12 protein-coding genes are annotated in these 12,995 nt (G+C 62.4%); 6 read left to right on the forward strand and 6 right to left on the reverse strand.

Going from position 1 to position 12,995, the window contains the following annotated elements; all coding sequences use genetic code 11:
- Positions 1–10 precede the first annotated feature (10 nt).
- Positions 11–1,234: a TIGR04063 family PEP-CTERM/XrtA system glycosyltransferase gene (locus FHS92_RS05375; protein WP_184078160.1), complete on the reverse strand. Its 1,224-nt coding sequence runs from the start codon at positions 1,232–1,234 to the stop codon at positions 11–13.
- Positions 1,235–1,357: 123 nt separating this feature from the next.
- On the opposite strand from FHS92_RS05375, the gene FHS92_RS05380 reads away from it, so the two are divergent.
- From FHS92_RS05380 to FHS92_RS05390, 3 genes are all read left to right on the forward strand, one after another.
- Positions 1,358–1,519: a hypothetical protein gene (locus tag FHS92_RS05380; RefSeq protein WP_184078162.1), complete on the forward strand. Its 162-nt coding sequence runs from the start codon at positions 1,358–1,360 to the stop codon at positions 1,517–1,519.
- Positions 1,512–2,873 (forward strand): putative O-glycosylation ligase, exosortase A system-associated, encoded by a 1,362-nt coding sequence (locus FHS92_RS05385; protein WP_184078164.1) that lies wholly within the window; start codon positions 1,512–1,514, stop codon positions 2,871–2,873. The genes FHS92_RS05380 and FHS92_RS05385 overlap by 8 nt, the downstream gene beginning before the upstream one ends.
- 84 nt (positions 2,874–2,957) lie before the next feature.
- Positions 2,958–5,168, forward strand: coding sequence for a bifunctional diguanylate cyclase/phosphodiesterase (locus tag FHS92_RS05390; protein ID WP_221230885.1), 2,211 nt, complete (start codon positions 2,958–2,960; stop codon positions 5,166–5,168).
- Positions 5,169–5,192: 24 nt separating this feature from the next.
- Here the strand turns inward: FHS92_RS05390 and FHS92_RS05395 are convergent, their stop codons facing one another.
- Positions 5,193–5,393, reverse strand: coding sequence for a hypothetical protein (locus FHS92_RS05395; protein ID WP_184078168.1), 201 nt, complete (start codon positions 5,391–5,393; stop codon positions 5,193–5,195).
- A gap of 159 nt (positions 5,394–5,552) precedes the next feature.
- On the opposite strand from FHS92_RS05395, the gene trhO reads away from it, so the two are divergent.
- Positions 5,553–6,509: an oxygen-dependent tRNA uridine(34) hydroxylase TrhO gene (gene trhO, locus FHS92_RS05400; RefSeq protein WP_184078170.1), complete on the forward strand. Its 957-nt coding sequence runs from the start codon at positions 5,553–5,555 to the stop codon at positions 6,507–6,509.
- An 11-nt stretch (positions 6,510–6,520) separates the two neighbouring features.
- On the opposite strand, the gene paoC is transcribed toward trhO, so the two are convergent.
- Genes paoC through paoA form a run of 3 tightly spaced genes read right to left on the reverse strand, consistent with a single transcriptional unit; the run spans position 6,521 to position 10,331 of the window.
- Positions 6,521–8,740 (reverse strand): aldehyde oxidoreductase molybdenum-binding subunit PaoC, encoded by a 2,220-nt coding sequence (paoC, locus tag FHS92_RS05405; RefSeq protein ID WP_184078172.1) that lies wholly within the window; start codon positions 8,738–8,740, stop codon positions 6,521–6,523.
- A complete protein-coding gene (locus FHS92_RS05410) occupies positions 8,737–9,693 on the reverse strand; it encodes an FAD binding domain-containing protein (RefSeq protein ID WP_184078174.1) in 957 nt (318 codons plus the stop codon). Before FHS92_RS05410 ends, paoC begins: the two co-directional genes overlap by 4 nt.
- On the reverse strand, positions 9,690–10,331 hold the full coding sequence (gene paoA, locus FHS92_RS05415; RefSeq protein ID WP_184078176.1) for an aldehyde dehydrogenase iron-sulfur subunit PaoA: 642 nt from the start codon (positions 10,329–10,331) through the stop codon (positions 9,690–9,692). The genes FHS92_RS05410 and paoA overlap by 4 nt, the downstream gene beginning before the upstream one ends.
- Positions 10,332–10,613: 282 nt before the next feature.
- On the opposite strand from paoA, the gene FHS92_RS05420 reads away from it, so the two are divergent.
- A complete protein-coding gene (locus FHS92_RS05420; protein WP_184078178.1) occupies positions 10,614–11,429 on the forward strand; it encodes a histidine phosphatase family protein in 816 nt (271 codons plus the stop codon).
- 3 nt (positions 11,430–11,432) lie between these two features.
- Entirely contained in the window at positions 11,433–12,323 is an 891-nt protein-coding gene (locus FHS92_RS05425; protein WP_184078180.1) for an NAD(P)H-hydrate dehydratase, read from the forward strand.
- Positions 12,324–12,331: 8 nt separating this feature from the next.
- On the opposite strand, the gene FHS92_RS05430 is transcribed toward FHS92_RS05425, so the two are convergent.
- Positions 12,332–12,766 (reverse strand): hypothetical protein, encoded by a 435-nt coding sequence (locus FHS92_RS05430; protein WP_184078182.1) that lies wholly within the window; start codon positions 12,764–12,766, stop codon positions 12,332–12,334.
- Positions 12,767–12,995 lie beyond the last annotated feature (229 nt).

Consider the following 12,995-nt stretch of genomic DNA (forward strand, 5'->3'; position numbering starts at 1 on the left):
GCATCCCGTTTCACGCGGCCTTTGACCGCTGCGCTCCGTTCAAGAGCTGTTCGTACACCGGCTGATAGCGTAAAATATTTGCCGACCAGTTACGTTCGGCCTCGACGAAGGCGCGTGCTGCAGCCCGCCGCTCGTCCCAGATCGCACGGTCGGTAAGCAGGCCGACCAGCGCATCCGCCATCGCCTGCGGATCATCCGGTGCGAACAATGTGCCCGTCACGCCGTCGGTGATCAGTTCACGGTGGCCGCCCACGCTGGACGCTGCAACAAGACGGCCCTGCGCCATGGCTTCCAGCGGCTTGAGCGGCGTCACCAGCTCGGTGAGGCGCATCGCCTTGCGGGGATAGGCCAGAATATCGATCAGACTGTAATAGCGCTCGACCTCGTCATGCGGCACACGCCCGACGAAGCGGATCGCGCCGGCCACGGACGAGGCGTCCGCCTGTGCACGCAGTGCGGCTTCCTTTGGTCCGCCGCCCACCAGCAGCAGTTTGGCAAGCGGACGACGCGCGACGATCATCGGCATCGCCGCGATCAGATCGTCCAGCCCCTCATAATCGTAAAAGCTGCCGATAAATCCCAGCACCTCCGCGCCATCGAGCCCGAGCTGCGCGCGCAGTGCGGCGTCGGGCGGCACCGGCGCACCGAACATGTCCATGTCTACGCCGTTGGGCGAAACGATGATCTTCGCCGGGTCGATACCCCGTCCGATCAGTTCGTTACGAAGCCCTTCACAAATCACCGCGACCGCGTCGGCGGTGCGCACGGCGTGCGTTTCGAGCTGGCGCGTCAACCAGTAGCGCGCGCTTCCTTCGGCGCCGGTGCCGTTGCCGACCGCCGCATCCTCCCAGAACGCCCGAATTTCGTAAATCGTCGGGATGCCGTGCCGCCGCGCCACGCGTTGAGCCGCCAGAGCGTTGAGCACCGGCGAATGGCCATGGATGACGTCTGGCCGCCACTGCTGCACCAGAGCCTCGATCGCATCGGCATGCGCGCCGATTTCCCGCCACTCGCGGATCAAAGCGTTGCCCGTGGGGCGCTTACCCGTAGTGCGATAGAACATCAGGCCGTCGACCGTTTCGGCTTTCGGCCCTGCGGCGCTGTGGCGGAACCCGGTAATCCCCCGCACGTCCCAGCCCCGCGCCATCTGGGCCCGCAGGATCGCACGCGTGCGGAACGTATATCCGCTGTGCAGCGGCAGACTGTGGTCGAGAACATGCAGGATGCGGGTCATGACACCACTTCTGTGCCGCAAAAGTGTTAACGGAGCGTCAACCACAACTGTTTAGGGCATGCTTAGATGAGGGGCGAAGGGCGTCCTTCCGCGCGAAGTCAACAGCAGGCGTCCCACAGGCCGATGATCGACATTTTCTCCCTGCTACTCAGCCATGGCCTGCTGCTGCTCGTGTTGTGGCGTCTGACAAAGCGCGACGATCTGGATGATGACGCGGCTGTGCCGCCTGAGGCGACGGAACCGACAGATCAGCCCAGCGCGACGAGGCCGTTCGACTATGCGTGACCTTTTTCTGGTCGCGTTCCTCGCCGCCTATTTCGCGCTGGCGTTCAAGCGGCCGTTCCTGTTCTTTCTGGTCTACACCTATATCGACATCGTCTCGCCCCAGCGGCTGAGCTATTTCCTCCTCAACAGCGTACCGATCTCCGCCATCGCCTTCGGGTTGGCATTCCTCGGCTGGGCGTTCATCGACGACAAGCGGGATTCGCGTATTTCGGTCCGCCAGATCCTGATCCTCGCGCTGCTGGTCTGGTGCGGATACACGACCAGCCACGCCGATTTCCCGGTCGAGGCGGCATCGAAATGGAGTTGGGTGTGGAAGTCGCTCGTCTTCGCGGTTTTCCTGCCCCTTACCTTGCGCACCCGGCTGCGGATCGAAGCGCTTGCCCTGACGATGATCCTCAGCGCCAGTTCGATCATCGTCACCGGCGGGATCAAGACAGCCTTGTCCGGCGGCGGCTATGGCTCGCTCAACCTGATGGTCGACAATAACAGCGGGCTATACGAAGGCTCGATCATCTCGACGGTTGCGATCGCCATCATTCCGTTGATTGTCTGGCTCGCCCGCCATGGGACAATCATTCGTCCGTCCCGGTTGGTGACCTTATATGCGGGCGCACTGATCTTTGCCTGTCTGCTCATTCCGGTGGGGACAGAGGCGCGGACCGGTCTGTTGTGCATCGGTATGCTCGGGGGGCTGCTGTGGCTCCATGCCAAACGACGGATGCTCTACGGGAGTCTGGTGGCGCTCGCCGCGCTTGCGGCCATTCCCCTGCTTCCCAGCAATTTCACGAACCGGATGAACACCATCCAGAACTATCAGGGCGACCAGAGCGCATCGACCCGACTGCAGGTCTGGAAATGGACCTGGGACTACGCCAAGGTCCATCCCGGTGGTGGGGGCTTCGACGCCTATCGCTCGAACAGCTTCACATACGACACCGTGCAGAAGGATGGTGCACCGGGCAGCGAGCGGCTGACCCGCGTCCGCATCACGGAAAAATCCCGTGCCTATCACAACAGCTATTTCGAAGTTCTGGGGGAACAGGGCTATCTGGGTTTTGCGCTCTGGATCACGGTCCATATTTTGTCGCTTGGCAGCATATTCCGGCTCTATCGCTCCATGCGGACCACGACGAACGAACGCGAACGCTGGGTGGCGCCGCTTGCCCTCGCTTTGCTCCAGGGACATCTGATTTGCCTTCTGGGATCGATGTTCGTCGGCATTGCCTATCAACCGTTCATCTTCATGATGCTGGCGCTCGAGATCGGTCTTTCGACCTATATGCGGCGCAAGAAACGGGAAGCCGCCACGCTCCCGATCTTCGCGCCCCATACAGCCACATTGCCCCGCACCTAAAAAATACAAACGATTTCATGGCCATTTAACCGTTTCTTATCCATCCATGCCCTATGGAGAAGGGTGCAATGTGGGATGGGTGCAATGGCAAAATCGGGTAAACTGAAGGCCAATTACTTCTGGCTTTTGACCTCACTGGTCATTGGTGCGCTGATCTTGAGCATCATAGCCGGCATTACTCTGGTGAAGCATTTTGACACGCTCTCCGCCACGCGCGAAGAAAATGTGGTCCAGAATGGACTGCGTAGCCGGGTCACCGAAGTCGCACAAATGGTAGTCCCGCAAGCCATATGGGACGATGCCGTCAAAAATCTCGACAACCGCTTCGATCCTGAATGGGCAAAACAGAATATCGGTGTTTTCCTGCACCAGACGTCGGGCTTCGAGTCCACGTTTGTCCTGGACGCCAACAACCACACCGTATTTGCAGCCAAGAAAGCGCAACCAATTACGACGAGCGACTATGACAGGCTGTCCAAGCCTGCATCCCATGTGGTCAGCGAAGTGCGCAAGTTGGAGACTGCCCGCGCGCGGGAGACCCGGAAAAGCGGAAAGACCCTATCCGATCCGATCCAGCACAGCGCCATCGCCCGGCTTGACGGCAACCTGTTCATCGTGACGGCGACGTTGGTGCAACCGGATTTTGGAACTTCGGTCCTTCGGCATTCTCGCGCTCCCATCGTGGTTACGACGATGCCGATCGACCTCACGTTCCTGAAGTCCTTTGCCGCGCGCTACCTTCTCACCGGCGTGAAGCTCGGCGGGCCCGAGGATAATCTGGAAAGCGGTCACGCCTACGTCGTTATCGGCGATGAACGCAACGAACCGCTCGCCGTTATCGCATGGCAGCCGCAAACGCCCGGCATGGACATGCTGCAACAGCTCGGCCCGCCCACCATGACGATGCTGGTCCTGCTGGCCGCGGCGGCGCTCACTCTGCTCCGGCGCGGGCGCAATATGGCGGAGGGATTGATCGCCAGCGAGGCGCGTGCAGCGCATCTTGCCTATTATGACGCGCTCACGGGACACCCCAACCGCGTGCTGTTCTTCGATCGCCTAGGTCAGGCGCTCAACCAGATCCGTCGCAACGAAAACATGGTGGCCGTCCACGCGATCGACCTCGACCGGTTCAAGGAGATCAACGACACCTTCGGTCACCATGTCGGCGATGAGCTCATCTTTCAGGCGGCCAAGCGTCTGGCGGGAACCTGCCGCGTAACCGAAACCTTCGCCCGCCTGTCGGGCGACGAGTTCGCTATCGTGCAGACGAACGCCGACGTCGCGGGGGCCGCCCGTCTGGCACAGCGCCTGTGTGATGCCATGTCCCAGCCCTTTGATCTCGGGTCCGGCAGGGTCTATGCGGGCTGCTCGATCGGCGTAACGCTTGTCGGCGACGGACAGATCGAACCGGGCGAAGCTCTTCGTCAGGCGGACCTTGCCCTCTACCGCGCGAAAGATGCCGGAAAGGGCCAGTTCTGCTTCTTCGAAACGGAGATGGACAACGCTGTCCGCGTCCGCCGCGAACTGGAGGACGATCTGCGCGAAGCCTTGACGCGCAACGAGTTGTTCCTTGCGTATCAGCCGCAGGTCGGTCGCTCCGGCGCCATGACGGGCGTCGAGGCGCTCATCCGGTGGCAGCATCCCACACGCGGCCTTATCGCGCCGAATTTCTTCATCCCGATCGCCGAACAAAGTGGCCTCATCATGCAGATTGGCCTGTTCGCGCTCCGCCGCGCGTTCGAGGACAGCAAGCGCTGGAAGGATCTCAAGGTTGCGATCAACGTGTCAGCCACCCAGATCCGCCTCAAGACCTTCGTCGAGGAAGTGACGGCGCTGGTCAAGGAACTCGGCGTAAATCCGCACCAGTTCGAGTTGGAAATCACCGAAGGTATCCTGCTCGGAGACGACATCGACACGCAGAACCGGCTGGCGGCGTTACGCACGATGGGATTCTCGCTCGCACTGGATGATTTCGGGACGGGCTATTCCTCGCTGAGCTACCTCCAGCGCTATCCGATCGACAAGATCAAGATTGACCGCTCCTTCATATCCAACCTGGGGGTCGAGGATGAAGCCGGTGCGTTGGTCAGCGCCATCGTCAAGCTCGCGCGCGCCATGAAGCTGTCCGTCATTGCCGAGGGCGTGGAAACCGACGACCAGCTGACGCACCTCAGCGCTCTGGGCTGCTCCGACGTGCAGGGCTATCTGTTCAGCAAGCCCGTGATCGCAAACGAGATCGACGACCTGTACCGCGATCGCCATCACGCCATGGTGCATCAGACGGTCAGCGCCTGAGGCGCTGGCGCAAAACCCGCCGGGTCACTCTACCAGCGGACGCAGCCTCTTTAGCAGGCCCTCGATCCGCTGAGCGGCTTCGGTAAACGTGGCCACGTCCGCACGGTTGTTATTGCCGCGCGCTTCCTTCGCGGATTCGACATAGCCTTCATGGTCCGCTTCCAGTGCGTCCACGAGGATTTCCACTTCATCGTCTGTGAAGGTGAGGTCAAAGGTCTTGGGCATAGTTCGTCCTGTTCAATAATATTTGGCCAATACGGCGCAGCACACTTCGTGGCAAGGCGCCGCACGACCGGGTGAACTGGACGCCCCGCGACAGTCATTCGTTCCCCTGCGCCAACCTCGTTATTGTGTCGGAGCCCGGCTAGCGGATATGAGGCGGGCATGACCAGTCCCGATCTGCCTATCTGCGTTGCCGCGCTCTACAAATTCACACGCTTCACCGATTGTGAAGCTGTCCGGGCTTTTCTCAGCCCCCTTTGCCGTAGCCAGGGCACCAGGGGTTCCCTGCTCGTGGCGCGCGAAGGTATCAACGGCACCATCGCGGGCACGGACGAGGCCATTGATGCGGTGCTGGACGCCATTCGGCAATTGCCCGGATGCGCCGACCTTGATGTAAAATGCTCGCGCGCCGCCACCCTACCCTTCCACCGCATGAAAGTGCGGATCAAGAAGGAGATCGTGACGATGGGCGAGCCGGATATCGATCCGTTGGTCGATGTCGGCCATTATATCGCGCCGCGGGACTGGAACGCGCTCATATCCGATCCCGGTACAATCGTGATCGACACCCGCAATGATTATGAAGTGGATGTCGGCACCTTCGCGGGCGCGATCAACCCGCGCACGAAGAGCTTCCGCGATTTCCCCGCCTGGTTTCGGGGCGAGCGCGACCGTCTGCTGGGCGACGGACCGCCACCCAAGGTCGCGATGTTCTGCACGGGCGGTATCCGTTGCGAGAAATCCACTGCTTTCCTGAAGTCGGAGGGTCTGGATGAAGTGTACCATCTTCAGGGCGGCATCCTAAAGTATCTGGAGACCGTGCCGCCGGAACAGAGCCTATGGGACGGCGAATGCTTCGTGTTCGACCAGCGGGTGGCTGTTGGGCACGGCCTCGCGCCGGGCACGCACGCGCTTTGCCACGCCTGCCGTCGTCCGATGACACAGGCGGATATGCAGTCAGCCCTCTACGAAGAGGGTGTGAGTTGCCCCGCGTGTCACGATGAACGCACCGAGGAACAACGTGCGCGCTATCGGGAACGACACCGCCAGGAACAGCTCGCCGCACAGCGTGGCCAGAGTCATATCGGCGCCATAGCCGGCGATCCCGTCGACGTTTGACGCCGATCCGTTCAGACGACCTGCGGCAACCGGTCCAGATATTTGTCCAAGGTGATCGGATATTCGCGCACCCGTACACCAGTCGCGTTGTAGATTGCGTTGGCGATCGCCGCCCCGACTCCACAGATGCCGAGCTCGCCCACACCCTTTGCCTTCATGGGTGAGGATTTGTCATCCGTTTCATCCAGGAAAATGACATCCTGATGCGGGATATCCGCATGAACCGGCACTTCATAGGACGCGAGGTCGTGGTTCACGAAGAATCCGAAACGCTTGTCGACCACCGCCTCCTCCATCAGCGCGGCACCCGCGCCCATGGTCATCGCGCCGATCACTTGGCTACGTGCGGATTTCGGGTTGAGGATACGCCCGGCTGAGCACACCGCCAGCATCCGGCGCAAGCGCACCTCGCCCGTGGCGGCATCGACCCCGGCCTCGACGAAATGCCCGGCAAAGGTCGATTGCTGATACTGTTTGTCGAGATCGCCATATTCAATGCCGTCCTCGACCGTCAGCCCCGCTTGACCGACGGCTTCGCCCAGCGATACGCTGCGATTGCCCGCGCGGACGGTGCCGTTGGTGAACTCGGCGCGCGCCTGATCATAGCCGAGCTTCTGGACGATCGCCGCACGCAGCTTCATGCAGGCTGCATAAACCCCGGCGGTGGAGTTGTTGGCGCCCCACTGCCCACCCGATCCCGCCGCTACAGGAAAGTCCGAATCGCCCAGCAGCACAACGACCTGCTCCAGCGGGACGCCCATGACCTCTGCCGCGGTCTGCGCGATAATGGTGTAGCTGCCCGTTCCGATATCCGTCATGTCCGTCCGCACGGTCACCACGCCTTTGGCATCGATGCTCACGCGCGCTGCGGACTTTGTCACAATGTTATTGCGGAACCCTGCCGCCATGCCCATTCCGACCAGCCAGCGCCCGTCGCGACGCTGTCCCGGCTTGGCCATGCGCTTGTCCCAGCCGAACATGTCGGCCCCACGGCGCAAGCATTCCGTGAGATTACGGTGGGAAAACCGCCGCCCCGGCTTTTCCGGGTCTTCCTGCGTATCGTTACGGACGCGAAACTCGATAGGGTCCATTCCCAGCTTTTCGGCCGCCTCGTCCATTGCGACTTCCAGCGCCATCATACCCGGCGCTTCGCCAGGCGCGCGCATGGCGTTGCCCTCCGGCAAGTCCAGCAGCGCCAGCCGCATCGAGACAAGGCGATTGGCCCCGGCATAGAGCAGCCGCGTTTGCGAAACCGCCGTCTCCAGATCACCGTTTGGCAGGTTACCCGATGTGCTCTCATGCGCGATGGCGGTAATCTTTCCGGACCGGTCCGTACCGATACGGACGCGCTGGATCGTCGCGGGCCGATGGGTCGTGTTGTTCATGATCAGCGCGCGCTGCAAAGTCACCTTGACAGGCCGCCCGACCGCCTTTGCGCCGACCGCTGCCAAAGCCGCATCCGCGCGAACAAACAGTTTTCCCCCGAAACCGCCGCCGATATAGGGTGAAACGAGGCGAACATTATCCTTCGGGATCCCCAGGATCTTGGCCACGTCCCGACGGCTCCAGTCGATCATCTGGTTCGATGTCCATAGAGTCAGCTTGTCGCCATCCCACCGGGCGATGGTGGCATGGGGCTCCATCATCGCATGCGTTTCGTCGGGTGTGGTGTAGGTCTGGTCGATCTGTACCGGCGCGGCCGCGAACGCCGCTTCGAAATCACCCACGCGATGCACCGGCGGTGCACCGCTGCCCTCGTCCGAACCGTCGCCCTTAAGGGGAGCCGACTTCGCCTGGACCGCCAGATCGTACTTGCCGTCTGTCCGCGTATAATCCACCCGGATCAAATGGGCGGCAGCACGCGCCTGCTCGAACGTTTCGGCAACAACCAGTGCAATCGCCTGATGATAATGCTCGACATCCGGTCCGCCAAACAGATTGGCGGTATTGCTGTTGCCTTTGCCGAGCTTCGGCCCATCAAGCGCCGTGATGACCGCCAGCACACCCGGAGCAGACTTGGCGTCTACTACGTTCATGCTGTTGATCCGTCCCTTCGCGATCGCCGAGCCCACGATATAGCCATATGCGGCATTCTTGACCACGTCGTGCCGTTCATAAGCGTAAGGCGCGGTGCCGGTGGTCTTAAGCTTTCCATCGATGCGGTCGACGGGCTTGCCGACGACTTTCATCTGGTCGATGGGGTTGGTGCCCGCGGGCGTGTCGAATTTCATGCTTTGCCCTTCACCTCGGCCAGGACCGCACCGATCGTGCGTTCGACGAGCGAGACCTTGAATGCGTTGTCCGCTGTTGGCTTGGCTCCCGCGAGCAACCGTGCGCTGACCGCCTTGGCTCCTTTGGGCAAGTCTCCCTCGGCCGCCTCTACGCGCCAGGGCCGGGGCGCGACGCCGCCCAACGCGATACGGCCTTGGCCGGCAGGCTGGATCACCCCTGCAACGGACACGATCGCAAAGGCATAGGACGCACGGTCGCGCACCTTATGATAGATATGCGTTCCGCCCAGCGGCTTGGGCAATGTTACTGCGGTGATCAGCTCACCGGCTTTCAGCGCCGTTTCGATATGGGGCGTCTTCCCCGGCAGCACATGAAAGTCGGCAATGGCAATGGTGCGGGTCGTACCGTCAGCCTGCACGGTCTCCACCGTGGCATCCAGCGCCCGCAGGGCGACCGCCATATCGCTTGGGTTGGTGGCGATGCACGCGTCGCTGGATCCGATGATCGCGAGCGGACGACTGTACCCTCCGATGGCGCTGCATCCGGACCCTGGCTTGCGCTTGTTGCAGGGCTGGTTCGTGTCGTAGAAATAGGGGCAGCGCGTGCGCTGCAGCAGATTCCCAGCTGTCGTCGCCTTGTTACGCAACTGCCCGCTCGCGCCCGCAAGTAACGCTCGCGACAAAACGCCATAGTCCCGGCGCACGGTCGCATCGGCGGCCAGATCGGTGTTGCGGACCAGCGCACCAATGCGCAGGCCGCCCTCCGGCGTCGGCTCAATCCGGTCAAGGCCGATGCCGTTCACATCAACCAGATGCGCGGGAGTTTCGATCTCCAGCTTCATCAGGTCGAGAAGATTGGTGCCGCCAGCGATAAAGCGCGCGCCGGGGGTCCGCGCGACCGCAGCTGCGGCCTCGGCGGGCGATGTCACCCGTTCGTAGCTGAAAGGCTTCATGCCGCGCCCCCCGCCACGTCGGAAATCGCCTCAATGATGTTCGAATAGGCCCCACAGCGGCAGATATTGCCGCTCATCCGTTCACGCAGTTCGTCCCCGCTCAGCCGGGCGGGCGTGTTAAGGTCTGCGCTCACATGACTGGGGATGTTTGCCTTAATCTCGTCCAGTACCGCGACTGCCGAGCAGATCTGCCCCGGCGTACAATAACCGCATTGATAACCGTCATGCCGAATGAACGCGGCCTGCATCGGGTGAAGCTTATCAGGCGTTCCCAAGCCCTCTACGGTCGTGATCGAATCGCCCTCGTGCATTACGGCGAGCGACAGGCAACTGTTGATCCGCCGTCCGTCGACGATCACCGTGCATGCTCCGCACTGGCCTTGGTCACAGCCTTTCTTCGTTCCGGTCAACTGCAGATGCTCACGCAACGCATCGAGGAGGGTCGTGCGTGTATCGAGTTCCAGCTTCTGCGGGGTGCCATTGACGGTGAACGACACCCGTGCGGTCGATACCGGCTTCACCGTCTGGGATGGCGCCGCCTGAGCATCATCCTGAGGCAATCCGCTCACCGCCACCGTGGCCGCACCGCTGGCCAATATTCCGCGCCGGGACAATTCAAGTTCAGGGAACGTTGCCATAAAACTTCCATAACGAACCGGGTGGAAAGGACCATCAACTTCATTTCTTAGGGAGGAACCCGATGCTTTGGCCGGAACACCGGTTGGGGCACCTCAACGAGTTACGCTCAACGAACCGGTTGGTTGCAGCACACCGGCACTTTTTCCGTCTGCCCCCTGCCCAATCGTACGGAGGGCTTTCCCTAGGAATAGCGCCGCTGAGGCCGTTGCGCAATCCGCCGGTCGCATTTGCGGAGAACCTCCGGCGTATTGGTACGTTGTGATGGGCAACTGGAGCCCATAATGACTGACGCCCATCCTTTTTCCGCCCGTGACGAAACTCTGCAACCTTCCCGCGCCCAACAATGGCCAACGACGCTCTGGATCGTCCGCCATGGACAGAGCGCGGGCAACGTGGCGCGTGATGCCGCAGACGCAGCCGCACTCGACCGGATCGACCTTCACGGCCGGGATGTCGATGTACCCCTGAGCCCGCTCGGCGAGCAACAGGCCCGCGCGCTAGGCCACTGGTTTGCCAAGGAGCAGCCCGATGCCCGTCCCGACGTCCTCATCTCCTCACCCTATGCTCGTGCGATCGAGACCGCCCATCTGTTCCGGGCAAGCGGCGGCGCGGAGCCCGACGAGCCAATCTGCAGCGACGAGCGGCTGCGGGAGAAGGAATTCGGGATTCTCGATGGACTGACAACGACGGGCATCCGCACCCATTTTCCCGAACAGGCAGCGTTTCGCGATATTCTCGGCAAATTCTATCATCGTTCACCCGGCGGGGAGAGCTGGTGCGATGTGATTCTGCGACTGCGCTCGCTGATGGACACAGTCTCGCTTCATTATGCCGGGCGACGCGTCATGATCTTTGGGCACCAGGTCGTGGTGCTGTGCCTGCGCTACATCATCGAAAAACTGAATGAAAAGGAGATCCTTGAGATCGACCGGCAAGCCGACGTCGCGAACTGCTCGATCACCGAATATCGCTTTGATCCGCAGGCTGGTCGGTCGGGGAATCTGGTTCTTGTGCGCTACAACGTCACCGCGCCGATCGAGCAAGAGCGCGCGCCCGTGACGCGGGCACCCGATCCCGTCGTCGCGGCGCGGGGATGACCCATGGTCGTGATTGATTCCGCCTGGCTGGCAGCCCATCCCCTTCCCGTCCACGAACCGGGCACCGACAAAAACGGCCGCGGTCGGGTGGTTATCGTCGGCGGTTCGGCCCTGGTGCCCGGGGCGCTGCGCCTGACCGCCGAAGCCGCCCTGCGCACCGGGGCAGGCAAAGTGCGGGCAGCGACCATTGCTGCCGCCGCCATTTCGCTCGGCGTGACGATGCCCGAAATTGCGGTTACCGCGCTTCCCCAGGATCAAAATGGCGAGATTGCGAACGACGCCGCGAATAACCTGCGCGGTCCGATAAGCCAGTGCGATACACTCGTCTTCGGCCCTGGCATGAGTACGCAGGACGGCACCGGAACCCTTATTCAGGGCGTGTTGAAAACGCCCCGCCCCGACCTGTCGCTGGTGCTGGACGCCGCCGGAGTGAGCGGCGCGGGCCGACTGGCGCGAGTGATCGCTGGCCATGGAGGGCGCACGATCCTTACCCCCCATCATGGCGAAATGGCGCGCCTGACCGGCATGAGTGAAACCGCCGTGGCCGATGCACCAGAAGAAACGGCGTTGCGGGTCGCGGCCGAGTTCAATGCGCTGGTGGTGCTGAAGTCTCACGAGACCGTGATCGCCACGCCTGCTGGTGAGATGATCCATTATGGCAGCGACTGTATCGGCCTCGCCACCGGAGGCTCGGGCGACGTGCTGGCGGGGGCGATCGGCGGCTTGCTGTCCCGGGGGGCGGACCCGCTAACGGCCGCAGCCTGGGGCGTCTGGATGCACGGCGAGGCCGGTCGCATCCTTGCAGAGCGCATCGGCGCGCTTGGCTTTCTTGCCCGCGAACTGCCGGGTGAGTTTCCGCGCCTGATGCAGCATGGAGCCCGTCTGCCTGAATGAGCGGAATGTCAGGTGCCCTCGGTTCCCTTGTCATCACCGAAGCCCGCCTGACGCATGGCGTCGCTCGTCCGCGCGGCGTTGCGCTCGGCCTGTCGCATATAGTCCTGCTGGCCCTCGGTCGGATCGACATCCTTCGGCCCTAGGCCTGGGGGGCGGCTCGCCTGCTGGACGGACGCGTCCGACGGACGCAGTTCCCGGGTGGCAATTTCCGGTTGCCCCTCCTCCAGCGGTGTCCCGATATCGAGCGGGGTTGCGGTCGTCGCCCCCGTTTCCGCGCCGCCCGGCCCGGGCGCGCGGACACGCACGATACGGAGCCGCTCTTCAATGTCATCCGGAGTACGGATCAGCGCTTCGGCGATCTGGGTGGCAGGCACCCCTCGTTCATCCATTTGCCGAAGGCGATCCATATCGCGGTCGGTCCATTCACGGTCCTGTCTGGGCATCGGGCACCTCCGTCTGCCTAACGCCCGGCGTACACGCCGGTTCAACGCGCTGCGATCGACCGGTCTGTCCGTCGCAACCATCCTGTCGCACGGATTTAACCTCCGTTGGATGGCGGGCAGAGCTTCCCGCCAAGCGAGCGTCTTAGCCGCTGCCACACGTCGGGAACTTCTCCACCCCCGCCGTGTTCAGCTCCTGGTGCTGGTTTGGGGGGCTCCTGCGAGATGGACA

Source organism: Sphingobium subterraneum (assembly GCF_014199435.1).
Lineage (GTDB): Bacteria > Pseudomonadota > Alphaproteobacteria > Sphingomonadales > Sphingomonadaceae > Sphingobium > Sphingobium subterraneum.

What these genes read in the sequence shown, in the direction of transcription:
- FHS92_RS05410 (WP_184078174.1), bottom strand. Translation starts at nt 9,693, where the DNA reads ATGAAGCCTTTCAGCTACGAACGGGTGACATCGCCCGCCGAGGCCGCA.
- FHS92_RS05430 (WP_184078182.1), bottom strand. Translation starts at nt 12,766, where the DNA reads ATGCCCAGACAGGACCGTGAATGGACCGACCGCGATATGGATCGCCTT.
- FHS92_RS05375 (WP_184078160.1), bottom strand. Translation starts at nt 1,234, where the DNA reads ATGACCCGCATCCTGCATGTTCTCGACCACAGTCTGCCGCTGCACAGC.
- FHS92_RS05395 (WP_184078168.1), bottom strand. Translation starts at nt 5,393, where the DNA reads ATGCCCAAGACCTTTGACCTCACCTTCACAGACGATGAAGTGGAAATC.
- paoC (WP_184078172.1), bottom strand. Translation starts at nt 8,740, where the DNA reads ATGAAATTCGACACGCCCGCGGGCACCAACCCCATCGACCAGATGAAA.
- FHS92_RS05380 (WP_184078162.1), top strand. Translation starts at nt 1,358, where the DNA reads ATGATCGACATTTTCTCCCTGCTACTCAGCCATGGCCTGCTGCTGCTC.
- FHS92_RS05390 (WP_221230885.1), top strand. Translation starts at nt 2,958, where the DNA reads ATGGCAAAATCGGGTAAACTGAAGGCCAATTACTTCTGGCTTTTGACC.
- FHS92_RS05425 (WP_184078180.1), top strand. Translation starts at nt 11,433, where the DNA reads ATGGTCGTGATTGATTCCGCCTGGCTGGCAGCCCATCCCCTTCCCGTC.
- trhO (WP_184078170.1), top strand. Translation starts at nt 5,553, where the DNA reads ATGACCAGTCCCGATCTGCCTATCTGCGTTGCCGCGCTCTACAAATTC.
- paoA (WP_184078176.1), bottom strand. Translation starts at nt 10,331, where the DNA reads ATGGCAACGTTCCCTGAACTTGAATTGTCCCGGCGCGGAATATTGGCC.
- FHS92_RS05420 (WP_184078178.1), top strand. Translation starts at nt 10,614, where the DNA reads ATGACTGACGCCCATCCTTTTTCCGCCCGTGACGAAACTCTGCAACCT.
- FHS92_RS05385 (WP_184078164.1), top strand. Translation starts at nt 1,512, where the DNA reads ATGCGTGACCTTTTTCTGGTCGCGTTCCTCGCCGCCTATTTCGCGCTG.